The following is a 23,621-nucleotide window of genomic DNA, read 5'->3' on the forward strand; positions in this document are numbered from 1 at the left end:
ATGACCCGGATTGCCATCCGCACCTATTCCGATGACCACGCCAGCGTGCTGGCGGCGGCTGGCCTGCATCCCACGCTGGCGCGCATCCTGTCCGCGCGCGGCGTGCTGGACCCGGCCGAACTGGCCACCGAGCTGCCCGGCCTGGTGCCCCCTTCCGCGATGAAGGGCATCGACCACGCCGCCGCCTACCTGGCCGACGCCATCGCCGCGCGGCGCAAGCTGCTGATCGTGGCCGACTACGACTGCGACGGCGCCACGGCCTGCGCCGTGGGCGTACGCGGGCTGCGCATGCTGGGCGCGCAGGTGGACTACATCGTGCCGAACCGGTTCGAGTACGGCTACGGCCTGACGCCCGAGATCGTCGAACTGGCAGCGCAACAGCGGCCCGACGTGATCGTCACGGTCGACAACGGCATTGCCAGCGTCGACGGCGTGGCGGCGGCCAATGCGCGCGGCATCGACGTGGTGGTGACCGATCACCACCTGCCGGGCGCCGTGCTGCCCGATGCCGCCGTGATCGTGAATCCGAACCAGCCCGGTTGTGAATTCCCGAGCAAGAACCTGGCGGGCGTGGGCGTGATGTTCTACGTGCTGCTGGCGCTGCGCGCCGAGTTGCGTCAGCGCGGGGTCTACACCAAGGAAACGCAGCCGCCGCTGCAGACGCTGCTGGACCTGGTGGCGCTGGGTACTGTAGCCGACGTGGTCAAGCTCGATGCGAACAACCGCATCCTGGTGGCCCAGGGCCTGAAGCGCATGCGTATGGGCCGCATGCATGCCGGCGTGGCGGCCTTGTTCCGCGCCGCCGGCCGCGAGGCGCCGCGTGCCAACACGTTCGACCTGGGTTTCGGCCTGGGGCCGCGTCTCAATGCGGCCGGGCGCCTGGCCGACATGTCGCTGGGCATTGAATGCCTGCTGACCGACGACGCCAACCGCGCCTGGGAAATCGCCCAGGAACTGGACGGCATGAACCGCGAGCGGCGCGATATCGAAGCCGGCATGCAGCAGGAAGCGCTGCAGATCCTGGAGCAGCCGCTGGCCGGGCTCGATCCGGCGTCGCGCTACACGGTGAGCGTGTTCCACGAAACCTGGCACCAGGGCGTGATCGGCATCGTAGCCTCGCGGCTGAAGGAAAAATTCCATCGCCCGACCATCACCTTCGCACCGGGCGACGAGGAACATATCAAGGGCTCGGGCCGCTCGATTCCCGGCTTCCACCTGCGCGACGCGCTGGACCTGGTTTCCAAGCGCCACCCGGGCCTGCTGGTCAAGTTTGGCGGCCACGCGATGGCGGCCGGCCTGACTGTGCGCGCCAAGGATTTCGACACCTTCGTCGAGGCGTTCGAGGCCGTGGGTCGGGAATGGCTGAACGAAGAGCAACTGGCCCGCGTGATCGAGACCGACGGCGATATCGACGACGGCTGCTTCAGCCCGGAATTCGTGACGATGCTGGAAGGCCAGGTCTGGGGCCAGGGATTTCCGCCGCCCACGTTCTCGGGCGAGTTCGAGGTGCTGCGCCAGACCGTGCTCAAGGGCAAGCACCTGAAGCTGCAACTGGGGCGCGGCAGCCAGCGCTTTGACGCCATCTGGTTCAACCACGCCGACGCGCTGGACGGCGCCAGCGCGCTGGTGGCCTATCGGCTGGACAACAACACGTTCAACGGCGTGACGCGCGTGCAGCTGGTGGTGGAGCACGCGCAGTAAGGCGCGCGAGCGCGTCTTGTGTATTTGGCTCCCCTCTCCCGGAGGGAGAGGGGAGCAAACCCCGAGGTAGATCAAACCCTCAACGCGACGGCAGATAACTCGCCGGGTTCACCGGCTTGCCATTCCCACGCACTTCAAAATGCAGTTCGCTGGCACGGCTCATGCTGCCGATGTCCTGGCCGGCCGCGATGCGATCGCCTTCCTTGACCAGCAGGCGGTCCAGGTTGCCGTACACGGTCAGCCAGTCGTCGTTGTGCTTGACGATGACCAGTTGGCCATAGCCACGCAGCGTGCCGACGTGGATGGCCCAGCCCGCGGCGGCCGCGCGCACCTTGCCGCCGGCCGGCACCTCGATGCGCAGCCCCTTCTCCGCGGGCGGCGCGAAACTGCCCGCGACGCGCCCGTCGGCCGGCCATTGCAGGCGGATGGCGCTGGCGGGCGGCTTTGACGGCGGGGTGTCCGGGGTGGTGGTGCGCGGGGCCGGCGTGGCGGCTGGCTTGTCGGCGGCCTTGGCGGCCGAAATGCCGGCGCCGGCGGGCGGCGTCACGCGGATCAGCTGGCCCACCTCGATCTGGCCCGCATCGGAAATGTTGCTCCAGCGCGCCAGGTCGCTCACCGAGCGGTTATGGCGCCGGGCAATCGAATAGAGCGTATCGCCCCGCTCCACGCGGTAGTAGCCCTCCGGCGCCGGCTCGCTGGGCGTGGTGCCACAGGCGGCCAGCATGGCGGCCAGCGAGATCGCGGCCAGGCGCCCCAGCGTGCGCCGGCGGGCGCCCTCGGGGCGCGACGGGTCGTGTTGGATTGCGTGAATTCCTGTCATGCGTGCGGGATAACTCCTGATCGTGGACGCTATTGTCGCCGAAGTCACAAGGGAACATGCCACGGAAAAGCGGCAAAAGTCACGTAATGGACCGTTCGCGTTGCGAACAGTTCAGCATTGGGGCCGGATTAGCGGCGCCAATCCGCTATAATTCCCCGTTTTGCAAGCGCAGAATTTTCAGGAAATATCAATGGAAGCAGAACGCCTCAACGCCATCTCCGGTGCCATCTCTGATCTCCGTTCGCGAACGGAAGATCTACGGGGGTATCTTTGACTACGATGTCAAAGAAAACCGCCTAGACGAAGTCAACGGACTGCTGGAAGACGCTGCGGTCTGGAATAACCCCAAGCGTGCCCAGGACCTGGGCAAGGAAAAGAAGGCGCTGGAAGCCGTCGTCCAGACGCTCGGCAAGCTCACCGAAGACCTGACGGGCACGGACGAACTGTTCGAGCTGGCCCGCGAGGAAGGTGACGACGAGACGCTGGAATCGATCGAGGCCGATGTACAGGGCTTCGAGGCCATCGTCGCCGATATGGAATTCCGCCGCATGTTCTCGGGCGAGATGGACCAGGCCAACGCGTTCATCGACATCCAGGCCGGCGCCGGCGGTACCGAGGCGTGCGACTGGGCATCGATGCTGCTGCGCCAGTACCTGAAGTACTGCGAGCGCAAGGGCTTCAAGGCCGAGGTGCTGGAAGAGTCCGAGGGCGACGTGGCCGGCATCAAGAGCGCCACGATCAAGATCGAGGGCGACTACGCGTTTGGCTACCTGCGTACCGAAACCGGCGTGCACCGCCTGGTGCGCAAGTCGCCGTTCGACTCGTCGGGCGGCCGCCATACGTCGTTCTCGTCGGTGTTCGTCTACCCCGAGGTGGATGACTCGTTCGAGGTTGAGGTCAACCCCGCCGACCTGCGCGTGGACACGTACCGCGCATCGGGCGCCGGTGGCCAGCACATCAACAAGACCGATTCGGCCGTGCGTATCACGCACATCCCGACCGGCATCGTCGTGCAGTGCCAGAACGACCGTTCGCAGCACCGCAACCGTGCCGAGGCCATGTCGATGCTGAAGTCGCGCCTGTACGAGCATGAGATGCGCAAGCGCCAGGCCGAGGCCGACAAGCTCGAAGCCGGCAAGACCGATGTGGGCTGGGGGCACCAGATCCGCTCGTACGTGCTGGACCAGAGCCGCATCAAGGACCTGCGCACCAACGTGGAAATGTCCAACACGCAAAAGGTGCTCGATGGCGACCTCGATCCGTTCATCGAGGCCAGCCTGAAACAGGGCCTGTAATACCCGCCTGACCCGGGCGCACCGTCATGCCGGCAACATCGCCGGCGCGACGGTGCGCCGGATACCAACAAGTCCTCATCCCGAACTCGCCGCTCCCAAAAGAAGGTCCATGTCATGACCACCGGAACGTCCCGCACCACTCACCTCTACATCGTCACCGGCGCCTCGCGCGGCCTGGGCGCGTCGCTCGTGCGCGCGCTGCTCAAGCCCGGCAACCGCGTGATCGGTGTGGCCCGCAGCCGCAACACCGAACTCGAACGTGAAGCCTCGGCCAGCGGCGTGCCGGTGGCCTGGCACCTGCAGGACCTGTCGCAGCCGGGCCCGTCGGCGGGCTGGCTGTCCAGCGTGCTGGAGGCCGTGGACAACGCGCCGGCCAGCGTGACGCTGATCCTGAACGCGGGCGTGGTCGAGCCGATCGGCCCGATCACCGAACTGCACGAGAACTCGCTGGTGCCGCATCTGCAGACCAATCTGGTCACGCCGATGACGATGACCGCCGCGTTCCTCGATGCCACCGCGCGCTTCGATTGCCCGCGCAAGGTGCTGGCCATCTCGTCGGGTGCGGCACGCAACCCGGTGCCGGGCTGGAGCGCTTACTGCGCCGGCAAGGCGGGGCTGGACATGTTCATCCGCTCGGTCAACGCCGAGTACGCCGGCCTGGCCGAGGACCGCGCGGTGCGCGCCGTGGCACTGGCGCCGGGCGTGGTGGACACGGGCATGCAGGAAGTCATCCGCGGTGCCGACTTTGCCCAGGTGCAGCGGTTCCGCGACCTGAAGGCCAACGACCAGCTGGCATCGCCCGACGACGTGGCGCAACGCATTGCCGCTTACATGGAGCGCGCCGACTTCGGCAAGACCGAACTCGACGACATCCGCAACTATTGAACCGAAACATCGCGCCGGGCCGCCGCCCGGCGCGACTGAAGCTGACACCATGACCGAACCGACCCGCACGCCTGCCGCCGCGCCCGCCGCCGACGCGCCTGCCGTAGACGAGAACAAGATCATTGCCGAGCGCCGCGAGAAGCTGCAGGCCCTGCGCGAGCAGGGCGTGGCCTTCCCGAACGATTTCCGCCCGACGCACCAGGCCGGCACGCTGCACGCGCAGTATGGCGAGACCGACCAGCCCGCGCTGGAAGCCAACCCGGTGGAAGTATCGATCGCCGGCCGCATGATGCTCAAGCGCGTGATGGGCAAGGCCAGCTTTGCCACCGTGCAGGACGGCAGCGGCCAGATCCAGTTCTACATCACCCGCGACAAGGTCGGCGAGGACGTCTACGCGGCGTTCAAGCACTGGGACCTGGGCGACATCATCAGCGCGCGCGGCGAACTGTTCCGTACCAACAAGGGCGAGCTGTCGGTGCAGGTGCGCGAACTGCGCCTGCTGTCGAAGAGCCTGCGCCCGCTGCCGGACAAGTTCCATGGCCTGGCCGACCAGGAAACGAAGTACCGCCAGCGTTATGTGGACCTGATCGTATCGCCCGAGACGCGCGACACGTTCCGCGCCCGCACCAAGGCCATGTCGTCGCTGCGCCGCCATATGGCCGACGCCGGCTTCATGGAAGTGGAAACGCCGATGCTGCACCCGATTCCGGGCGGCGCGGCGGCCAAGCCGTTCATCACGCACCACAACGCGCTGGACATGCAGATGTTCATGCGTATCGCGCCCGAGCTGTACCTGAAGCGCCTGATCGTGGGCGGCTTCGAGCGTGTGTTCGAGATCAACCGCAACTTCCGTAACGAAGGGGTGAGCCCGCGCCACAACCCCGAGTTCACGATGATGGAGTTCTACGCGGCCTACACGGACTACCGCTGGCTGATGGACTTCACCGAAAACCTGATCCGCGAGGCCGCCATCGACGCCAGCGGCAGCGCCGTGCTGACTTACCAGGGCCGCGAGCTGGACCTGAGCCGTCCGTTCCACCGTCTGACGATCTGCCAGGCCATCCAGAAGTTCGCGCCGGAATATACCGATGCGCAACTGGCCGACGCCGACTTCCTGCGCGCCGAACTGAAGGGCAAGTTCAAGATCAACACCAGCGCGCCGCAGTTCCTGAACGCCGGTCTGGGCACGCTGCAACTGGTGCTGTTCGAGGAAACCGCCGAGTCGCAACTGTGGGAGCCGACCTTCATCGTCGACTATCCGGTGGAAGTGTCGCCGCTGGCGCGCGCATCGGACACGCAGCCGGGCATCACGGAACGCTTCGAACTGTTCATCACGGGCCGCGAAATCGCCAACGGCTTCTCGGAGCTCAACGATCCGGAAGACCAGGCTGACCGCTTCCGCAAGCAGGTGGAGCAGAAGGACGCCGGCGACGAGGAAGCCATGTACTTCGACGCCGACTACATCCGCGCGCTCGAATACGGCATGCCCCCGACCGGCGGCTGCGGTATCGGCATCGACCGCCTGGTCATGCTGCTGACCGACAGCCCGAACATCCGCGACGTCATCCTGTTCCCGCACCTGCGCCGGGAAGACTGATTGCTCGGCTGAATGTTTTGAAGTTCTCCCCTCTCCCACAACGTGGGAGAGGGGCCGGGGGTGAGGGCATGGCGGTCCTAATTGCGATTAGTCGGCAAGCAGAACTGCTGACCCTCACCCCCAACCCCTCTCCCGCTGTGCGGGAGAGGGGAGCACTACCCCCGGGTTGTTACAGACATTCGTCGCCACCCACCCTCCCGCGCCGTAACCCACTGATTCCAAAGCCCTTTCGCGGCTACAGATCCTTACAAAATCAAACGGAAAACGGATCGTAATTCCGCCAGACTGGAGGCATCCACCCTCGTGGTGACTCGGAGAACAACAATGTCTGGTCCGGAAACCCTTCCTTCCCTGCCGTCGCAACGCCGCCTGCATCCGCTGGTGGGCGCAGCCGCGGTTGCCGTGGTCGTAGCCAGCCTGACCGCGGTGGCTGCCGTGACCGGCGTGCTGCCGATCACCAAGGCCAACCAGGGACCGGCCACCGAAGCCTCGTACAACGCGCCGCAAGGGCCCGCTCCGGTGACAGCCGAGACGGCGCCGCCGGGATCGACCACGCGACCGCCTGCCTATGATGCGCAGCAGGCGCGCAACACCGCCCCGCCTCCCCCGCAGGTCCAGGCACAGGCCCAGCCGCAGGAGAAGCCCGCCGCGCAACCGAGCCATACCGCTGGTCACGTGACAGGCGTGCAGGTCGTGGAAGCCGAAAAGCCGACCAGTGGCCTGGGCGCGCTTGGCGGCGCGGTCGTTGGCGGGCTGGTGGGCAACCAGATCGGTAACGGCAATGGCCGCATCCTGGGCACGGTGGCAGGCGCCGCGGCCGGCGGGTTCGGCGGCAACTATGCCGAGAAGAAGCTGAACACGAACAAGTCGTACCGTGTGAGCGTGAAGATGGACGACGGCTCGCGCCGCACCTTCACGTACCAGAATCCGCCGGGGGTGGAAGTTGGCCAGCGCGTGCATCTTGAGCGCGGCGTCCTTGTAACGGGCTGATACCTGTGCAACCGGCCGAAACAGGGTCGGTTACCAAGCCCACACAAAGGGCCGGCCATCGGCCGGCCCTTGTTGCTAAGATGGCGCAGCCTCCCTGCCGGCCATCGCCATGCCCCTTCGCCCCGCCTTTGTCACCGCGACGCGCCGCCTGCGCATCCCGGCCCTGCTCATCAGCGCCGCAGCCTGGGCCGCGCCCTTGCACGCGCAGGAACTGCTGGTGCTGGGCGGCCTGCAGCGCTCCGACGTCGGCGGCGAAACCAGCTACGGCTACACCTACAGTTACCAGCACAACCTGGCCGAGAACTGGTATGCCTCGTTCTCATACCTGAACGAAGGCCATGTCACGAACCACCATCGCGACGGCCACAGCGTCCAACTCTGGTGGCGTTACCCGTTCGATGACCGGCGCTTCAACATAGCGATCGGCGCCGGCCCCTACCGCTACTTCGACACCACCGACCGCAACAACGACGGCAGCTCCGACGATCACCATGGCTGGGGCGTACTGGCCAGCGTGGCCGCCACCTGGTATGTCAATGGCGGCCCGTGGATCCTGCAGGCGCGCTTCAACCGCGCGCAGACGCCATCGAGCATCAAGACCAACACATTGCTGATCGGCGTGGGCTACCAGCTCGATCGCGGGGACCGTGGCGGGCCGGTGGTGCCGCCGCCGTCGCGCGCGGACAACGTCACGCAGAACGAAATCACCGTGTTCCTGGGCCAGACCATCGTGAACACGTTCGACTCCGAAACGGCGTTTGCCAAGGCTGTGGAATACCGGCGCGGCCTGGCCCGCTACGTGTCGGGCACGGTGAGCTATATCAACGAAGGCGAGAACTCGGCGTTGCGCCGCAATGGCGTGGCCGCGCAGCTATGGCTGGAGCGCGCCTTCTTCCGGGATACGGTGACGCTGGGGGTGGGGGCCGGGCCGTACTATGCGATCGACCTCAGCGAGCGGGGGCGCAACGCATCGGAGGCGCCGTCGCGGTGGTCGGGGCTACTGACGATGTCGGCCAGCTACCGCATCAACCAGCACTGGCTGGCGCGGGTGTCCTGGAACAGGACCGTGACCGGATATGACCGGGATACCGACGTGTTCCTGGCGGGCGTGGGATACCGGTTCTAGGGGCTGCGGGGGTGCCCTCCCCCGGGCGGGAGAGGGTATGCGGAACAGCGCTTACTGCAGTTATTGCACTTACTGCGCTTCCTCGATCCAGGCCTGCTGGATCGCTTCCAGAATCTTCTCGCCGGAGCGCTCGGGCAGGTCAGTGAAGCCGTCGAGCTCCAGCACCCACTGGCGCAGCTGCGTGAATCGCACGCTCACGGGATCCACGTCGGGAAACTTGTCGTACAGCGCGGCGGCAATGTCAAAAGTGTCGGTCCATTTCATGGCTCAGTGACCTTCCTTGGCGTGGTTGATCGTGTATTTCGGAATCTCGACGGTCAGGTCGGCGTCGGCCACGATAGCCTGGCACGACAGGCGCGAATTGGGCTCCAGGCCCCACGCCTTGTCCAGCAGGTCTTCTTCCTTTTCCTCGGCATCCTCGAGCGATCTGAAGCCTTCGCGCACCACCACATGGCACGTGGTGCAGGCGCACGACTTCTCGCAGGCGTGCTCGATATCGATACCGTTCTTGAGCAGCGCGTCGCAGATGCTGATGCCGGTGTTGGCTTCGAAAACGGCGCCCTCCGGACACAATTCGACGTGGGGCAAAACGATGATCTGTGGCATTTCTTTCCTGTTTTCAGTTTGCAGCGCCGGCGTTCAGCCGATCTCCTGCACCTTCTTGCCGGCCAGCGCGCTCTTGATCGAGCGGTCCATGCGGCGGGCGGCAAATTCGTCGGTGCCGTGCGACAGTTGCTCGACGGCAGCCTTGATGGCGTGGTGATCCTCGCCGCGCGCAATCTCGCGCACCCGGACCATCTGCGCTTCCACGGCAGTGCGCTCGTCGGCCGACAGCAGGTCGCCGTCGACTTCCAGCGCGCGCGTGGTGGCTTCCACCAGACGCTCGGCCTCCACGCGTTCCTCGGCCAGCGCACGGCTCTTCATGTCGTGCTCGGCTTCGCGGAAGCTGTCCTGCAGCATGCGTGCGATATCGTCGTCGGCCAGGCCGTACGACGGCTTGACCGATACCGAGGCTTCCACGCCGGAATTGGTCTCGCGTGCCGATACCGACAGCAGGCCATCGGCATCCACCTGGTAGGTCACGCGGATGCGGGCGGCGCCCGCCACCATCGGCGGAATGCCGCGCAGCTCGAAGCGCGCCAGCGACCGGCAGTCACTGGCCAGCTCGCGCTCGCCTTGCAGCACGTGAATGGCCATGGCCGTTTGGCCATCCTTGAACGTGGTGAATTCCTGCGCGCGCGCCACGGGGATCGTGCTGTTGCGCGGGATGATCTTCTCCACCAGGCCGCCCATCGTCTCCACGCCCAGCGACAGCGGAATCACGTCCAGCAGCAGCCAGTCCTCGCCCGGCGCATGGTTGCCCGCCAGCAGGTTGGCCTGCATGGCCGCGCCCAGCGCCACTACCTTGTCCGGGTCCAGATTGGTCAGCGGCTGCTGGCCAAAATATTCGCCCACGGCCTTGCGGATGGCCGGCATGCGCGTGGCGCCGCCCACCAGCACCACGCCCTTGACCTCCTCGGGCGTCACGCCCGCGTCGCGCAGTGACTTGCGTACCGGCGCCAGCGTCTTCTGCACCAGGTGCGCGGTGATCTCGATGAACGTCTGCGCGTCGAGCGGCAGGTGCACGATCTCGCCTGTGGTCAGCACGGCGTCGATCACCGTGGTGTCGCTGGCCGACAGCGCTTCCTTGGCGGCACGGGCACGCATCATCAGCAGGCGCGTGTCTTCGGCCGAGAGCGGCTGCAGGCTGGCCTGCTCGACGACCCAGCACAGCAGGCGCTGGTCGAAGTCGTCGCCACCCAGCGCGGAATCGCCGCCGGTCGACATCACCTCGAACACGCCCTTGGTCAGCTTGAGCACCGAGATGTCGAAAGTACCGCCGCCCAGGTCATAGACCGCGTAGATGCCTTCGGCCGCGTTGTCGAGACCGTAGGCGATGGCAGCCGCCGTCGGCTCGTTCAGCAGGCGCAGCACGTCCAGGCCGGCCAGTTGGGCCGCATCCTTGGTGGCCTGCCGCTGGGCGTCGTCGAAGTACGCGGGCACCGTGATCACGGCACCCACTAGGTCGTCACCGAGCGAATCCTCGGCGCGCTGGCGCAGCGTGGCCAGGATCTCGGCCGATACCTCGACCGGGCTCTTGATGCCGGCGGCGGTCTTCAGTTGAACCATGCCCGGCGCATCGACAAAGTCGTACGGGCTGTGTTCGATATTGGCCACATCGCGCAGGCCACGTCCCATGAAACGCTTCACCGAGATGATGGTGTTCTTGGGATCGCGTACCGCCTCGTCCTGGGCCTTGTAGCCGATGTGCGCATTGCCACCAGGCAGGTAGCGCACCACCGACGGCAGCAGCGCGCGGCCGTTCTCGTCGGGCAGGACTTCGGGAATGCTGTTGCGCACGGCCGCCACCAGCGAGTTGGTGGTGCCAAGGTCGATACCCACCGCCAGCCGGCGTTGATGCGGCGCCGGCGACATGCCGGGTTCGGAAATCTGGAGCAGTGCCATGAGAATCTTCTAATCTTCGAGCCGATCGATCGCCTCGCTGGCGTCGTGTTCGATCTTCTCGATAAACATCAGCTGACGCGCGGCGGCGCCGGCGGCTTCGTTTTCGGCGTCGTCGAGCAGCTTGCCGAGCGCGGCGTGGCGCTCGCGCTTTTCGGTGCGCAGCTCGCGCAGCAGGCCGTCGAGCTGGTCGACAGCGCGCGCTTCCACGGCCTCCTGCAGCGCCTCGCGCCATTCCATCTGCTGCATCAGGAACGCGGGTGCCATGGCCGTGTTGTTCTCGGCCTGGATGTCGACGCCACGCAGGTGCAGCAGGTAGATCGCGCGCTTCAGCGGCTGGCGCAGCGTGCGGTATGCCTCGTTGGCGTGCGCGGCCCACTGCATGGCCACGCGCCGCTCGGCATCGCCGGCATTGGCAAAGCGGTCGGGGTGCGCCTGCGACTGGACGGTGCGGTACGCCTCATCCAGCGCGGCCTCGTCCACTTCGTACCGGGCAGGCAGCCCGAACAGCGAGAAAAAATCGTCTTTCAAAGCGCGTCTTTCCAAAACAATCACAACAAAAAGGAGCGGTCATGCCGCCCCTTGTCGTGTTGCCGCCCTCGCATCGGTTGCCGATCCGGGCGCGGCACCGGCCATCAGACCCGGAACGACTCGCCGCAGCCGCACTCGTCCTTGACGTTCGGGTTGTTGAACTTGAAGCCCTCGTTCAAACCCTCGCGCGCGAAATCGAGTTCGGTACCGTCGATATACGCCAGGCTCTTCGGATCCACGATCACCTTGATGCCATGCGACTCGAAAACCTGGTCCTCGGGCAGCACCTCGTCCACATACTCGAGCTTGTACGCCAGCCCGGAGCAGCCGGTGGTCTTCACGCCCAGGCGCAGGCCCACGCCCTTGCCGCGACGTTCCAGGTAGCGGGCGACGTGCTTCGCCGCCTTTTCGGTCATTGTGATCATCTTTGCCTTGCTGTCGAACGCCACGCGCGGCGAACGCCGCCCCGCGTGGACTCACTCACCATCTGAAGCGGAAAATGCCGCTTTAGGCAGCCTGTTGCTCGGCGCCGCCGTGCTTCTTCTTGTAATCCTCGACGGCTGCCTTGATGGCATCTTCCGCCAGGATCGAGCAGTGGATCTTCACCGGCGGCAGCGCCAGTTCTTCAGCGATCTGGGTGTTCTTGATCTCCAGCGCCTGATCCACGGTCTTGCCCTTGACCCATTCGGTAACCAGCGACGACGAGGCAATTGCCGAGCCGCAGCCGTAGGTCTTGAACTTGGCGTCTTCGATCACGCCTGCTTCGTTCACCTTGATCTGCAGCTTCATCACGTCGCCGCAGGCCGGGGCGCCGACCATGCCGGTACCCACCGCGTCGTCGTTCTTGTCGAACGAACCGACGTTACGCGGATTTTCATAGTGGTCGAGAACCTTGTTGCTGTAAGACATTTTGGTTACCTCTGACGAATTTTTATGGGGTTCTTGTTTTTGCCGTGGGCCGCAATCAGTGCGCTGCCCACTGGATCGAATTCAGATCGACGCCGTCCTTGAACATTTCCCACAGCGGCGACAGGTCGCGCAGCTTGCCGATCTTGTTCTTGAGCAGTTCGATGGTGTAGTCGACTTCGGCTTCGGTCGTGAAACGGCCGACCGTGAAGCGGATCGAGCTGTGTGCCAGTTCGTCGTTGCGGCCCAGGGCGCGCAGCACGTACGACGGCTCCAGCGACGCCGACGTGCACGCCGAACCCGACGACACGGCCACGTCCTTGATGGCCATGATCAGCGACTCACCTTCGACGAAGTTGAAGCTGACGTTCAGGTTGTGCGGCACGCGATGTTCCAGCGAACCGTTCAGGTACACCTCTTCCATCGTCGACAGGCCGTTCCACAGACGGTCACGCAGCATGCGGATACGTTCGTTTTCCGTGGCCATTTCCTCGCGCGCCAGGCGGAATGCTTCGCCCATGCCCACGATCTGGTGCGTGGCCAGCGTGCCCGAGCGCATGCCGCGCTCGTGACCGCCACCGTGCATCTGCGCTTCGATGCGCACGCGCGGCTTGCGGCGCACGTACAGCGCGCCAATGCCCTTCGGGCCATACGTCTTGTGGGCCGAGAACGACATCAGGTCGCACTTCAGCGCGGCCAGGTCGATCTTGACCTTGCCGGTTGCCTGTGCGGCGTCGCAATGGAAGATGATGCCCTTCTCGCGGCAGATCTCGCCAATCTGTTCGACGTCCTGGATCACGCCGATCTCGTTGTTCACCAGCATCACCGACACCAGGATGGTGTCCGGGCGCAGCGCCTGCTTGAACACGTCCATGTCGATCAGGCCGTCGTCCTTGACGTCGAGGTACGTTACCTCGAAGCCCTGGCGCTCCAGCTCACGCGTGGTGTCCAGCACGGCCTTGTGCTCGGTCTTCACGGTGATGATGTGCTTGCCCTTGCCCGAATAAAAGTTGGCCGCGCCCTTGATGCCAAGGTTGTCCGACTCGGTCGCGCCCGACGTCCACACGATCTCGCGCGGGTCGGCATTGACCAGCGCCGCCACTTGCTCGCGGGCCTCTTCCACGGCGCGCTCGGCGTCCCAGCCGTAAGCGTGGCTGCGCGACGCCGGATTGCCAAACTGCTCGCGCAGGTACGGAATCATCTTGTCCGCTACGCGAGGGTCCACCGGCGTGGTGGCCGAATAATCCATGTAGATCGGGAAATGTGGGGTGCTCATCGTTATGACTGCCTTATAGGGATCGCTAATCGCGTACTGCCTACCGATAGTTTAATGCAGGTGCTTCAATCTTGCTTACGACTGTGCAAGGCTGAACACCGAGTTGACCACGCGGGCGCGCGCCGGCTTTTCCTGCTTTTCGCCCTTGCCGCGCGACACCGTCACCGGTTGCTGCGCGGCGTCCTCGCGCATGTCGTGCAGCACCGCCGGCTGGCGGGCGCGTTGCTGGTCAACGAGATTCTTCAGCGACACGGAGTCCAGGTACTCGACCATCTTCTGGTTCAGCGTGGCCCATAGCTCGTGGGTCATGCAGCGCCCGGATCCGTCGTCTCCGTTACAATTGCCCTTCCCACCGCATTGGGTGGCGTCGAGCGGTTCGTCCACGGCGATGATGATGTCCGCCACCGTGACGTCCTCGGCCTTGCGCGCGAGGCTGTATCCACCGCCCGGACCGCGCACGCTTTCCACGATCTCGTGACGGCGCAGCTTGCCAAACAGCTGCTCCAAGTACGACAGGGAAATCTTCTGACGTTGACTGATGCCTGCCAGCGTGACAGGTCCCTGATCCTGGCGCATGGCCAGGTCGATCATGGCGGTTACCGCGAAACGGCCTTTGGTGGTCAGTCTCATGATGCTCGGGGAGAGGAAAATACTTGAGAATTTCGGTCGAGTTTAAGATATCCCGACTAAATCAGTCAAGTACCAACTGATGCAACGCACTATTCCATGCCCAATAACGATGGGCGCCCCCAGTGCTGAGGAAACAACTATTCGGAGTGACGCTTGTCGATCTCCGACACAGCAGGCGTGCCGGATCTTCGTCAGGCCACGTTCAGGCCAACTCGCGCCGCACCAGGGCAATCACGCCATCGCAGGCGTCCTCGACGTAATCGAGCACGGTCTCGAAGCCATCTCCCTCGCCGTAATACGGGTCGGGTACTTCCTCGACGCGATGTTGCGTGGCGAAACTCATCAGCAGGCGCAATCTGGCCGGATCGACCTCGGGACGCAGACGCCGCAGCGTCGACATGTTGTGAAGGTCCATGGCCAGGATGAGGTCGAAGCGATCGAAATCGGCGACAACCACCTGCCGGGCGCGCAGGGCTGACAGGTCATAGCCGCGCTGCAGCGCGGCGCGCTGGCTGCGGGGGTCGGGCGCGCGGCCCACGTGATAGTCATGGGTGCCGGCGGAGTCCAGCTCGACGCGGTCGGACAGGCCGGCCGCCTCGAGTTTGGCGCGCAGCACGCCCTCCGCCGTCGGTGAACGGCAGATGTTTCCCATGCAGCACATCAGGATGGCGTATTTCTTCATCGGCGCGATTCTACCGCCTCGCTTCCATACGCCGGTGCGCAGTGTCGCTAGAGCCGTTCCGCCAGCAGCTTGCCACGCGCAAAGCCGGCGGCCTCGGCGGTTTCGGGAGTCTTGTAGTGCTCGCTCGGCGGTGACGATTCGACGAGCGTGTCGGCGGCGCGGATATTCGTGCCCTTGCGACAGACACGCACCGTGTAGTCCCACTCGATGGGCGACCGGGGTTTCACCTGCACCTGGATCTCGTGCGTCTCGAAAACCCTCTTCTTCCAATCACTGCTGTACGACATCAGTGTGTCTCCTGACGTGCCGGCTGTTTTCGGGGGCTAGTTGACCTCGCCGGCATCTATGGTTCGCATGGCTTCGGCTTCAGCCAGGGCAAGCGCCGCCTCTGGCGTTTCCGCCGTGCCTGTTTCCGTTTCAAAAGTCGGTCCGCCTGGCTCGCCAAAGGCGTCGGCAATCGTCAACACCCCGGCAAAGCCACCGCCCGCATGCGCGATTGCGCGGGCCACCACCGTATAACCACCATATTCGAACTGTGTCACCATGGCACACTCCCTGATCGTGATCCGGCGTCCCGCGCTGGGCGGACTGCCTAAACACTATAGGATGCCGTGGCGCACCATGTGCATCGGGCGCCGGTCAGGTCTTCCCTCAGCTTGACGGCGGCAGCAGATGGTCGCCTTCCGCCCCGGCCCCGAACACCTGGGCACGCAGCTTGGCCAGCTGATCGCGTACCTGGGCCGCCTTCTCGAATTCGAGATTCTTGGCGTGGTCGAGCATCTGCTTCTCCAGGCGCTTGATTTCCTTGGCCACCTGCTTCTCGCTCATGTCCTCGTACTTTGCCCGCTCGGCCGCGGCCGACAGCTCGGCCTTGACCTCGTCGGCATCGTAGACGCCGTCGATGATGTCCTTGATGCGCTTGACCACGCCGCGCGGAATGATGCCGTTGGCCTCGTTGAACGCCATCTGCCGCACGCGGCGCCGCTCGGTTTCGTGGATCGCCACCTTCATCGAATCGGTCATGCGGTCGCCGTACAGGATGGCCGTGCCATTGACGTTACGGGCCGCGCGGCCGATGGTCTGGATCAGCGACCGTTCCGCACGCAGGAAGCCTTCCTTGTCGGCATCGAGGATGGCCACCAGCGACACCTCGGGAATGTCCAGGCCCTCGCGCAGCAGGTTGATCCCCACCAGCACGTCGAACGTGCCCAGCCGCAGGTCGCGGATGATCTCCACGCGCTCCACGGTATCGATATCGGAATGCAGGTAGCGCACCTTGATGCCGTTTTCCGACAGGAATTCGGTCAACTGCTCGGCCATGCGCTTGGTCAGCGTGGTCACCAGCACGCGCTCGTTGACCTGCACGCGGGTGTGGATCTCGCTGAGCAGGTCGTCCACCTGCGTCGTGGCCGGGCGCACGTGGATGATCGGATCGACCAGCCCCGTGGGCCGCACCACCTGCTCCACCACCTGCCCCGCATGGTCGCGCTCGTACGCGGCCGGCGTGGCTGTCACGAACACCGCCTGGCGCATCTTGCGCTCGTATTCGTCGAATTTCAGCGGCCGGTTGTCCAGCGCCGACGGCAGGCGGAAGCCGTATTCCACCAGCGTGGTCTTGCGCGCGCGGTCCCCGTTGTACATGCCGTTCAACTGCCCGATCAGCACGTGCGATTCGTCCAGGAACATCAGCGCGTCGGGCGGCAGGTAATCCACCAGCGTCGGCGGCGGCTCGCCGGGCTGGGCGCCCGACAGGTGCCGCGAATAGTTCTCGATGCCCTTGCAGAAACCCAGCTCGGACAGCATTTCCAGGTCGAAGCGCGTGCGCTGCTCCAGGCGCTGCGCCTCCACGAGCCGGTTCTCCTTGTAGAAGAAGTCCAACCGCTCGCGCAGTTCCAGCTTGATGTTCTCGATCGCGCGCAGCACGGTCTCGCGCGGCGTCACGTAGTGGCTCGACGGATAGACCGTGAAGCGCGGAATCTTCTGCCGCACGCGGCCGGTCAGCGGATCGAAGAACTGCAGCGAATCCACCTCGTCGTCGAACAGCTCCACGCGCACCGCCATCTCGGCGTGCTCGGCCGGAAAGATGTCGAGTGTGTCGCCACGGACGCGGAACGACCCGCGCTGGAAGTCGGTCTCGTTGCGCGTGTATTGCATCGCGATCAGCCGGGCGATCACGTCACGCTGGCTGATCTTGTCGCCAGTGCGCAACGTCAGGATCATCTGGTGGTATTCGCTGGGATTGCCGATACCGTAGATCGCCGACACCGTCGCCACGATGATCGTGTCGCGCCGCTCCAGCAGGCTCTTGGTGGCCGACAGCCGCATCTGCTCGATATGCTCGTTGATCGACGAGTCCTTCTCGATGAACAGGTCGCGCTGCGGCACGTAGGCCTCGGGCTGGTAGTAATCGTAATAGCTGACGAAATACTCGACCGCGTTGCGCGGAAAGAACTCGCGGAATTCCGAATACAACTGCGCCGCCAGCGTCTTGTTTGGCGCGAAAACGATGGCCGGCCGGCCCATGCGGGCGATCACATTGGCCATCGTGAAGGTCTTGCCGGATCCGGTCACGCCCAGCAGCGTCTGGAACGACAACCCGTCCTCCACCCCTTCCACCAGTTGGCGGATGGCTTCGGGCTGATCACCCGCGGGCAGGTACGGCTGGTAGAGCTGGAACGGCGACCCTGGAAACGTGACGAATTTGTCTTCGTCCAGGGGCGGGGCGACTTCGGCGAGATTCGTCATAAACGTAGGGAAAAACCTGAGGAATGCTGGCGGCTTGCGCTAGAATCTTGGGGTTGCGCGCACCGGTTCAAGCCCAGTTTGCCTGAGGGTACTGTCAGGTTTTGTCAGTAGTGTCAGTAGCCGCCGGTGCCGGCGCAGCCACAGCGCAGTTCGAAGCATTCTACGCCCTCCGTTTTGTTACACAGCTGACCACGAGATCCCAAATGAGTTTGTTTTCTGCCGTCGAGATGGCCCCGCGCGACCCGATCCTGGGCCTGAATGAAGCATTCAATGCCGATACGCGTCCCACCAAGGTGAATCTGGGCGTTGGCGTGTACTTCACCGACGAAGGGAAAATTCCGCTGCTGCGCGCCGTCCAGGAAGCCGAAAAGGCCCGCCTGACCACTGCCACCCCGCGTGGCTACCTGCCGATCGAGGGCATCGCCGCCTACGACCAGGCCGTGCAGACCCTGCTGTTCGGCAAGGATTCGGCCCTGATCACCGAAGGCCGCGTTGTGACGGCTCAGGCACTTGGCGGCACTGGCGCCCTAAAGATCGGCGCCGACTTCCTGAAGCGCCTGTACCCGAACGCATCGGTCGCCATCAGCGACCCGAGCTGGGAAAACCACCGCGCGCTGTTCGAAGCCGCCGGCTTCCCGGTCGTCAACTACACGTACTACGATGCCCCGTCGCACGGCCTGAACTTCGCCGGCATGGTGGAATCGCTGAAGTCGTACCCGGCCAACACGGTCGTCGTGCTGCACGCCTGCTGCCACAACCCGACCGGCGTGGACCTGAACGACGCCCAGTGGAAGCAAGTGGTGGAACTGGTCAAGGAACGCAACCTGATCCCGTTCCTGGACATGGCTTACCAGGGCTTTGCCGAGGGCATCGAGCCGGACGGCGCCGCCGTGCGTCTGTTTGCCGAATCGGGCCTGCCGTTCTTCGTGTCGAGCTCGTTCTCGAAGAGCTTCTCGCTGTACGGCGAGCGCGTGGGCGCGCTGTCGATCGTCACGACGGGCAAGGAAGAAGCCCAGCGCGTGATGTCGCAGATCAAGCGTGTGATCCGCACGAACTACTCGAACCCGCCGACCCATGGCGGCACCGTGGTGGCCACCGTGCTGAACAGCCCGGAACTGCGCGCCATGTGGGAGCAGGAACTGGGCGAAATGCGCGACCGCATCAAGCTGATGCGCAACGCACTGGTGGACAAGCTGGCTGCCAAGGGCGTGCCGGGCGACTTCTCGTTCGTGAAGGCGCAGCGCGGCATGTTCTCGTACTCGGGCCTGACGTCGGCCCAGGTGGATATCCTGCGTAACGAACACGGCATCTATGCCGTGGGCACGGGCCGCATCTGCGTGGCCGCGCTGAACAGCCGCAACATCGACGCCGTGGTGAACGCCATCGCCGCCGTGTACTAAAAAGCAACACCTGCCCCCACGGGGCGGTGCCAAAGGCGACCTGGAGGCCACTCCGGTCGCCTTTTTTGTTCCTGCAGACCGGTGTCATCCGGATTTAGCGCCAATGTCCTATTGTTTTCAGCGCTTGGCGAAGTAACTTTGAAGAATATGCTGCAAAGCACGATCGTTCGATTGCGTGCATAATCGGTTGCGCGACAAGCACTCGCGACATGAAAGGTTAGACAGGTACCAGCATGCTTTATCAACTGCATGAATTCCAGCGCTCGATGCTGAACCCGCTGACCGCGTGGGCCCAGGCGACCGCCAAGACATTTACGAATCCCCTCAGCCCCCTTTCCCTGCTGCCGGGCGCGCCCCGCATGGCAGCCGGATATGAGCTGCTGTACCGGCTCGGCAAGGAGTACGAAAAACCGTCCTTCGACATCAAGGCGGTTCGGTCCAACGGCCGGGACATCCCCATCGTCGAGCAAACCGTGCTGGAAAAGCCGTTTTGCAAGCTGGTGCGCTTCAAGCGCTACGCCGACGATCCGGAAACCATCAAGCTGCTCAAGGACGAGCCGGTGGTGCTGGTCTGCGCGCCGCTGTCCGGCCACCATGCCACGCTGCTGCGCGACACTGTGCGCACGTTGCTCCAGGATCACAAGGTTTATGTGACCGACTGGGTGGATGCCCGCATGGTCCCGGTGGAAGACGGCGTTTTCCACCTGTCGGACTACATCTACTACATCCAGGAATTCATCCGCCATATCGGCGCCGAAAACGTGCACGTGGTCTCGGTCTGCCAGCCCACCGTACCGGTGCTGGCGGCGATTTCGCTGATGGCCTCGGCCGGCGAGAAGACGCCGCGCACCATGACGATGATGGGTGGCCCGATCGATGCCCGGAAGAGCCCGACCTCTGTCAATTCGCTGGCGACGAACAAGTCGTTCGAATGGTTCGAAAATAATGTGATCTACACGGTACCCGCGAACTATCCGGGGCATGGCCGCAAGGTCTACCCGGGCTTCCTGCAGCACGCAGGGTTCGTGGCGATGAATCCGGACCGCCACCTGTCGTCGCACTACGACTACTACCTGAACCTGATCGAGGGCGACGCCGACGACGCGGAAGCGCACGTGCGCTTCTACGACGAGTACAACGCGGTGCTGGACATGGCTGCCGAGTACTACCTCGACACGATCCGCGAGGTGTTCCAGGAATTCCGCCTGGCCAACGGCACGTGGGAAATCGACGGCGATCCGGTGCGTCCACAGGACATCAAGAGCACGGCGCTGCTGACCATCGAAGGCGAGCTCGACGATATCTCGGGCGCCGGCCAGACCGCTGCGGCGCATGACCTGTGCGCCGGCATCGCCAAGGCGCGCAAGCAACATATCACCGCGCCGAAGTGCGGCCACTACGGGATTTTCTCGGGCCGTCGCTGGCGCGAGAACATCTATCCGGAACTGCGCGACTTCATCCGCAAGTACTGATCCGGACTGGCAGCCATAGGAAAACGCCCGCGAGACTCTCGCGGGCGTTTTTCATTTGGGGAGGCGAATCAGACTACCGGTTGGTCAGGTAGGACAGCAGCATGTCCGTGTGCAGGTCGGCAAAGCGCGCATGTTCTTCTTCCGACGCCACGTCGCGGCCGATGACCGCGCTGATGGTGTACCGGTTCGACAGCACGTAGTAGCCCAGCGCCGAGATCGTCAGATAGAACTGGGGCACGTCGATGTTGTCGCGGAACTTGCCCTGCTGCTGCCCGCGCCGGATGATCTCCGCCAGCACGTCCACGATGGGATTGATCAGCTGATGCAGTTGTGCCGACTTCTTCAGGTGGCGCGCCTCGTGCAGGTTCTCGCTGTTCACCAGCCGGATGAATTCGGGATGGGCGTAATACCAGTCCCACACAAAGCGGGCCAGCTTGCGCACCGCCGCCTCCGGATCTTCGTCGGTGATATGCAACTGCTCCTCGGCGGCACGGAACTCGGCGTACTGCTTTTCGAGCACGGCCAGGAACAGGCCTTCCTTGCTGCCGTAGTAGTAATACAGCATGCGCTCGTTGGTCTCGGCCCGGCGCGCGATCTGGTCGACGCGTGCGCCGGCCAGCCCGCCCTTGGCAAACTCCTCGGTAGCAGCCGCCATGATGCGCCGGCGCGTGCCTTCAGGATCCCGCTTGGTTTTTGGCTCGTTCGACATGAATATCTGATCTGTCAGTTGCGCGGATTATGGCACAGCCCGTCATCCGCCCCGGGCCCCTCTTCCCGAATGGATGACGCCGCATGATCCCCTTTTCTGCAGCGCGGCGAAATCGGGGATAATCCTTGCCGCACACACGCCCACAGAGGCGCGCATTATTCCAGCCGTCCCCCCCTGAATTCCGTTTCGCCGTCGTGACCCGTTCCCCAACCGCCGCCGACGCCAGTCGCCTGGCAGATCGTCTCGAAGCCCTGCTGCCCCAGACCCAGTGCACCAAGTGCGGGTTCGACGGCTGCCGTCCCTATGCCGAGGCCATGGCCACCGGCGAAGCCGCGCCCAACCGCTGTCCGCCTGGTGGCGCCGAGGGCATCGTCCGGTTGTCGGCATTGCTCGAAACCGTGCCCCAGCCGCTGGACCCGGTACGCGGCGTGGAACAGCCGCGCGCCGTGGCCCTGATCGACGAATCGCTGTGCATCGGCTGCACGCTCTGCATCCAGGCCTGCCCGGTGGACGCCATCGTCGGCGCGCCCAAGCAGATGCACACCGTGCTGCCCGACTGGTGCACAGGCTGCGATCTCTGCGTGGCGCCCTGCCCGGTCGACTGCATCGCCATGATTCCGGTCACCGGCGAAAAGACCGGCTGGGCCGCGTGGTCGCAGGAACAGGCCGACGCCGCACAGGCGCGCTACGTTGCGCGCAAGGCTCGTCTGGTGCGCGAGAGCGAGGAGAACGACGCGCGCCTGGCCGCCAAGGCCGCTGCCAAGCTCGAAGCGCTGCAGGCCGAAGCCGCCGCCAGCGAAGCCGAACAGGCCGCCCAGGCCCGCAAGAAAGCGATCATCCAGGCCGCCATCGAGCGCGCGCGGCAGAAGGCCGCGGCGGTCAAGCCTCGCAATACCGAGGACGTCTCGCCGGCCGTGCAGGCCCAGATCGACGCCGCCGAGGAACGCCGCACCAGACTTGGCCTGACGGACAAGGCCGACCAGAACGATAACAGCGATAACGACGGTCACCGCTCATGAATCCCGCCAAGCGCCTTGCCATTTTCGAAACCTTGCGTGAGGTCAATCCGACTCCGGAGACGGAGCTCGAATACAGCTCGCCGTTCGAATTGCTGATCGCCGTGCTGCTGTCCGCCCAGGCGACGGACGTGGGCGTGAACAAGGCCACGCGCAAGCTGTATCCGGTGGCCCACACCCCCCAGCAGATCCTGGATCTTGGCGAGGCCGGGCTGATCGAGTACATCAAGACCATTGGCCTCTACAAGACCAAGGCCAAGCATGTGATGGAGACCTGCCGCATCCTGGTGACGCAGCACGACGGCAAGGTGCCGCCCGTGCGCGAGGCGCTGGAAGCGCTGCCGGGCGTGGGCCGCAAGACGGCCAACGTGGTGCTGAACGTCGCGTTCGGCCAGCCGACCATCGCGGTGGACACGCATATCTTCCGGGTGGCCAACCGCACTGGCCTGGCGCCCGGCAAGAACCCCGACGCCGTGGAACAGAAGCTGCTGAAGGTGACGCCGACCGAATTCCTGCACGACGCCCACCACTGGCTGATCCTGCACGGCCGCTACGTGTGCAAGGCGCGCAAGCCCGAATGCTGGCATTGCGCCATCGAGCCGCTCTGCGAGTTCAAGCCGAAAACCCCGGCGCCGAGCGTCTGAAAGTCAGGAATCAGCGCTGGTTCAGTACCAGCGCAAGCTGCAGCGCGGTGCGCGCCACGGTATCGACATCGGGCGCATAGCCATTGCGGATCCAGTACAGCGCCACATGGACGATGCCACCGGCCACGCCGGCCGCGAGCATCGGGTCGGGCGTCGATCTGGCCGGACCCAGCGTCCGCGCCAGCAAGGCGCCGAAATCGCATAGCGACACGGCCAGCGCCTCGTCCACGAGCTTGCTGACCCCACGGATTTCCACCAGGAACACCCGCGCCGAGCGCGGTTCGCACTGCAGCGCCCCGAAATAGGCGCGCAGCATGGCCAGCACGCGGTGCTGGCTGTCGCCGCCGGCCTCTTCCGCCGCCCGCTCCAGCGTATGAAGCAGGCGGTGGGTCACCGTTTCATACGACGCCAGCAGCAATGCCTCGCTGTTGGCGAACGATTCATAGAAATATCGCTCGGTCAGCCCGGCGGCTTCGCACACGGCCTTGACGGTGGCGCTCTGGTAACCCCGCTCGCCGTAGACCTGCACGGCGGCAGCAATCAGCTGCTCGCGCCGCTGGGCGCGGCGTTCGTCGGCTTCGGCGCCGCGATAGCGGCGGGCGGGAGAAAGCTCGGTGGTCATGGCGGCCATTATGACATTCCCTATTGTCAGATGGCTTCTGACAACCTATGTTGTCAGAATACCAACTCGCCC

Annotated in this window: 25 protein-coding genes; 10 read left to right on the forward strand and 15 right to left on the reverse strand. The window is 64.7% G+C overall.

The window, feature by feature from the left end:
- On the forward strand, positions 1–1,701 hold the full coding sequence (gene recJ / locus MFF62_RS01795; RefSeq protein ID WP_238259214.1) for a single-stranded-DNA-specific exonuclease RecJ: 1,701 nt from the start codon (positions 1–3) through the stop codon (positions 1,699–1,701).
- Between the two features lie 79 nt (positions 1,702–1,780).
- On the opposite strand, the gene MFF62_RS01800 is transcribed toward recJ, so the two are convergent.
- Positions 1,781–2,521 carry a M23 family metallopeptidase gene (locus MFF62_RS01800; protein WP_404990537.1) on the reverse strand — a complete coding sequence of 247 codons (741 nt, stop codon included), beginning with the start codon at positions 2,519–2,521 and terminating at the stop codon, positions 1,781–1,783.
- 190 nt (positions 2,522–2,711) lie between these two features.
- Here MFF62_RS01800 and prfB point away from each other — a divergent pair.
- The 5 genes from prfB to MFF62_RS01825 all read left to right on the forward strand — a co-directional run bounded on the left by prfB (position 2,712) and on the right by MFF62_RS01825 (position 8,414).
- Positions 2,712–3,816, forward strand: a protein-coding gene (gene prfB / locus MFF62_RS01805) for a peptide chain release factor 2 (protein ID WP_238259215.1) whose coding sequence is annotated in 2 segments (ribosomal slippage) — positions 2,712–2,792 and positions 2,794–3,816 — 1,104 coding nt in all. Because the reading frame shifts where the segments join, the coding sequence is not laid out codon by codon here.
- 114 nt (positions 3,817–3,930) lie between these two features.
- Positions 3,931–4,701, forward strand: coding sequence for an SDR family oxidoreductase (locus MFF62_RS01810; protein ID WP_238259216.1), 771 nt, complete (start codon positions 3,931–3,933; stop codon positions 4,699–4,701).
- 49 nt (positions 4,702–4,750) lie between these two features.
- Positions 4,751–6,298 (forward strand): lysine--tRNA ligase, encoded by a 1,548-nt coding sequence (gene lysS, locus MFF62_RS01815; protein ID WP_238259217.1) that lies wholly within the window; start codon positions 4,751–4,753, stop codon positions 6,296–6,298.
- 324 nt (positions 6,299–6,622) lie between these two features.
- Complete coding sequence (locus MFF62_RS01820) at positions 6,623–7,288, forward strand: glycine zipper 2TM domain-containing protein (protein ID WP_238259218.1); 666 nt, start codon at positions 6,623–6,625, stop codon at positions 7,286–7,288.
- Positions 7,289–7,397: 109 nt separating this feature from the next.
- Positions 7,398–8,414 (forward strand): porin family protein, encoded by a 1,017-nt coding sequence (locus MFF62_RS01825; protein WP_238259219.1) that lies wholly within the window; start codon positions 7,398–7,400, stop codon positions 8,412–8,414.
- A gap of 69 nt (positions 8,415–8,483) precedes the next feature.
- Here MFF62_RS01825 and iscX read toward each other — a convergent pair whose 3' ends face one another.
- The 12 genes from iscX to uvrB all read right to left on the reverse strand — a co-directional run bounded on the left by iscX (position 8,484) and on the right by uvrB (position 17,686).
- The gene (gene iscX / locus MFF62_RS01830) at positions 8,484–8,678 is read right to left on the reverse strand and encodes a Fe-S cluster assembly protein IscX (protein ID WP_238259220.1); all 195 of its coding nucleotides are present in this window, start codon (positions 8,676–8,678) and stop codon (positions 8,484–8,486) included.
- A gap of 3 nt (positions 8,679–8,681) precedes the next feature.
- Complete coding sequence (gene fdx / locus MFF62_RS01835; protein WP_238259221.1) at positions 8,682–9,020, reverse strand: ISC system 2Fe-2S type ferredoxin; 339 nt, start codon at positions 9,018–9,020, stop codon at positions 8,682–8,684.
- A gap of 33 nt (positions 9,021–9,053) precedes the next feature.
- Positions 9,054–10,919 carry a Fe-S protein assembly chaperone HscA gene (hscA, locus tag MFF62_RS01840; RefSeq protein ID WP_238259222.1) on the reverse strand — a complete coding sequence of 622 codons (1,866 nt, stop codon included), beginning with the start codon at positions 10,917–10,919 and terminating at the stop codon, positions 9,054–9,056.
- Between the two features lie 9 nt (positions 10,920–10,928).
- On the reverse strand, positions 10,929–11,447 hold the full coding sequence (hscB, locus tag MFF62_RS01845) for a Fe-S protein assembly co-chaperone HscB (protein WP_238259223.1): 519 nt from the start codon (positions 11,445–11,447) through the stop codon (positions 10,929–10,931).
- A 104-nt stretch (positions 11,448–11,551) separates the two neighbouring features.
- Positions 11,552–11,872 (reverse strand): iron-sulfur cluster assembly protein IscA, encoded by a 321-nt coding sequence (gene iscA / locus MFF62_RS01850; RefSeq protein WP_238259224.1) that lies wholly within the window; start codon positions 11,870–11,872, stop codon positions 11,552–11,554.
- Positions 11,873–11,954: 82 nt separating this feature from the next.
- Positions 11,955–12,356, reverse strand: a complete 402-nt coding sequence (gene iscU, locus MFF62_RS01855; RefSeq protein ID WP_215529660.1) for a Fe-S cluster assembly scaffold IscU — start codon at positions 12,354–12,356, stop codon at positions 11,955–11,957.
- 55 nt (positions 12,357–12,411) lie between these two features.
- Positions 12,412–13,635, reverse strand: coding sequence for an IscS subfamily cysteine desulfurase (locus MFF62_RS01860; protein ID WP_283205306.1), 1,224 nt, complete (start codon positions 13,633–13,635; stop codon positions 12,412–12,414).
- A 69-nt stretch (positions 13,636–13,704) separates the two neighbouring features.
- On the reverse strand, positions 13,705–14,259 hold the full coding sequence (iscR, locus tag MFF62_RS01865) for a Fe-S cluster assembly transcriptional regulator IscR (RefSeq protein WP_238259226.1): 555 nt from the start codon (positions 14,257–14,259) through the stop codon (positions 13,705–13,707).
- A 202-nt stretch (positions 14,260–14,461) separates the two neighbouring features.
- The gene (locus MFF62_RS01870; protein ID WP_238259227.1) at positions 14,462–14,941 is read right to left on the reverse strand and encodes a low molecular weight protein-tyrosine-phosphatase; all 480 of its coding nucleotides are present in this window, start codon (positions 14,939–14,941) and stop codon (positions 14,462–14,464) included.
- 47 nt (positions 14,942–14,988) lie between these two features.
- On the reverse strand, positions 14,989–15,228 hold the full coding sequence (locus MFF62_RS01875) for a hypothetical protein (RefSeq protein WP_238259228.1): 240 nt from the start codon (positions 15,226–15,228) through the stop codon (positions 14,989–14,991).
- Between the two features lie 36 nt (positions 15,229–15,264).
- Positions 15,265–15,486 (reverse strand): hypothetical protein, encoded by a 222-nt coding sequence (locus MFF62_RS01880; protein ID WP_238259229.1) that lies wholly within the window; start codon positions 15,484–15,486, stop codon positions 15,265–15,267.
- Between the two features lie 106 nt (positions 15,487–15,592).
- Positions 15,593–17,686, reverse strand: coding sequence for an excinuclease ABC subunit UvrB (gene uvrB, locus MFF62_RS01885; protein WP_238259230.1), 2,094 nt, complete (start codon positions 17,684–17,686; stop codon positions 15,593–15,595).
- 203 nt (positions 17,687–17,889) lie between these two features.
- Between uvrB and MFF62_RS01890 the strand changes: the two genes are divergently transcribed.
- Together MFF62_RS01890 and MFF62_RS01895 are read left to right on the forward strand one after the other, a co-directional pair.
- The gene (locus MFF62_RS01890) at positions 17,890–19,086 is read left to right on the forward strand and encodes an amino acid aminotransferase (protein WP_238259231.1); all 1,197 of its coding nucleotides are present in this window, start codon (positions 17,890–17,892) and stop codon (positions 19,084–19,086) included.
- 233 nt (positions 19,087–19,319) lie between these two features.
- A complete protein-coding gene (locus MFF62_RS01895; RefSeq protein WP_238259232.1) occupies positions 19,320–20,558 on the forward strand; it encodes a polyhydroxyalkanoate depolymerase in 1,239 nt (412 codons plus the stop codon).
- 73 nt (positions 20,559–20,631) lie between these two features.
- On the opposite strand, the gene MFF62_RS01900 is transcribed toward MFF62_RS01895, so the two are convergent.
- A complete protein-coding gene (locus MFF62_RS01900) occupies positions 20,632–21,267 on the reverse strand; it encodes a TetR/AcrR family transcriptional regulator (protein ID WP_238259233.1) in 636 nt (211 codons plus the stop codon).
- A gap of 194 nt (positions 21,268–21,461) precedes the next feature.
- Between MFF62_RS01900 and rsxB the strand changes: the two genes are divergently transcribed.
- Both rsxB and nth read left to right on the forward strand, forming a co-directional pair.
- On the forward strand, positions 21,462–22,286 hold the full coding sequence (gene rsxB / locus MFF62_RS01905) for an electron transport complex subunit RsxB (protein WP_238259234.1): 825 nt from the start codon (positions 21,462–21,464) through the stop codon (positions 22,284–22,286).
- Positions 22,283–22,927 (forward strand): endonuclease III, encoded by a 645-nt coding sequence (gene nth, locus MFF62_RS01910; protein ID WP_238259235.1) that lies wholly within the window; start codon positions 22,283–22,285, stop codon positions 22,925–22,927. Before rsxB ends, nth begins: the two co-directional genes overlap by 4 nt.
- 10 nt (positions 22,928–22,937) lie before the next feature.
- Here the strand turns inward: nth and MFF62_RS01915 are convergent, their stop codons facing one another.
- Positions 22,938–23,558: a TetR/AcrR family transcriptional regulator gene (locus MFF62_RS01915; RefSeq protein WP_238259236.1), complete on the reverse strand. Its 621-nt coding sequence runs from the start codon at positions 23,556–23,558 to the stop codon at positions 22,938–22,940.
- Positions 23,559–23,621 lie beyond the last annotated feature (63 nt).

The sequence above is a fragment of the Cupriavidus pauculus genome, assembly GCF_022179805.1.
Taxonomy (GTDB): Bacteria; Pseudomonadota; Gammaproteobacteria; order Burkholderiales; family Burkholderiaceae; genus Cupriavidus; species Cupriavidus pauculus_E.

Excerpts from the sequence above, each read along its gene's own strand:
- nth (WP_238259235.1), top strand. The coding sequence starts at position 22,283 with ATGAATCCCGCCAAGCGCCTTGCCATTTTCGAAACCTTGCGTGAGGTC.
- MFF62_RS01895 (WP_238259232.1), top strand. The coding sequence starts at position 19,320 with ATGCTTTATCAACTGCATGAATTCCAGCGCTCGATGCTGAACCCGCTG.
- MFF62_RS01825 (WP_238259219.1), top strand. The coding sequence starts at position 7,398 with ATGCCCCTTCGCCCCGCCTTTGTCACCGCGACGCGCCGCCTGCGCATC.
- MFF62_RS01820 (WP_238259218.1), top strand. The coding sequence starts at position 6,623 with ATGTCTGGTCCGGAAACCCTTCCTTCCCTGCCGTCGCAACGCCGCCTG.
- iscX (WP_238259220.1), bottom strand. The coding sequence starts at position 8,678 with ATGAAATGGACCGACACTTTTGACATTGCCGCCGCGCTGTACGACAAG.
- MFF62_RS01890 (WP_238259231.1), top strand. The coding sequence starts at position 17,890 with ATGAGTTTGTTTTCTGCCGTCGAGATGGCCCCGCGCGACCCGATCCTG.
- MFF62_RS01880 (WP_238259229.1), bottom strand. The coding sequence starts at position 15,486 with ATGGTGACACAGTTCGAATATGGTGGTTATACGGTGGTGGCCCGCGCA.
- MFF62_RS01875 (WP_238259228.1), bottom strand. The coding sequence starts at position 15,228 with ATGTCGTACAGCAGTGATTGGAAGAAGAGGGTTTTCGAGACGCACGAG.
- fdx (WP_238259221.1), bottom strand. The coding sequence starts at position 9,020 with ATGCCACAGATCATCGTTTTGCCCCACGTCGAATTGTGTCCGGAGGGC.
- iscA (WP_238259224.1), bottom strand. The coding sequence starts at position 11,872 with ATGATCACAATGACCGAAAAGGCGGCGAAGCACGTCGCCCGCTACCTG.
- MFF62_RS01915 (WP_238259236.1), bottom strand. The coding sequence starts at position 23,558 with ATGGCCGCCATGACCACCGAGCTTTCTCCCGCCCGCCGCTATCGCGGC.
- MFF62_RS01870 (WP_238259227.1), bottom strand. The coding sequence starts at position 14,941 with ATGAAGAAATACGCCATCCTGATGTGCTGCATGGGAAACATCTGCCGT.
- recJ (WP_238259214.1), top strand. The coding sequence starts at position 1 with ATGACCCGGATTGCCATCCGCACCTATTCCGATGACCACGCCAGCGTG.
- uvrB (WP_238259230.1), bottom strand. The coding sequence starts at position 17,686 with ATGACGAATCTCGCCGAAGTCGCCCCGCCCCTGGACGAAGACAAATTC.
- iscR (WP_238259226.1), bottom strand. The coding sequence starts at position 14,259 with ATGAGACTGACCACCAAAGGCCGTTTCGCGGTAACCGCCATGATCGAC.
- lysS (WP_238259217.1), top strand. The coding sequence starts at position 4,751 with ATGACCGAACCGACCCGCACGCCTGCCGCCGCGCCCGCCGCCGACGCG.
- MFF62_RS01900 (WP_238259233.1), bottom strand. The coding sequence starts at position 21,267 with ATGTCGAACGAGCCAAAAACCAAGCGGGATCCTGAAGGCACGCGCCGG.
- iscU (WP_215529660.1), bottom strand. The coding sequence starts at position 12,356 with ATGTCTTACAGCAACAAGGTTCTCGACCACTATGAAAATCCGCGTAAC.
- MFF62_RS01800 (WP_404990537.1), bottom strand. The coding sequence starts at position 2,521 with ATGACAGGAATTCACGCAATCCAACACGACCCGTCGCGCCCCGAGGGC.
- hscA (WP_238259222.1), bottom strand. The coding sequence starts at position 10,919 with ATGGCACTGCTCCAGATTTCCGAACCCGGCATGTCGCCGGCGCCGCAT.
- MFF62_RS01810 (WP_238259216.1), top strand. The coding sequence starts at position 3,931 with ATGACCACCGGAACGTCCCGCACCACTCACCTCTACATCGTCACCGGC.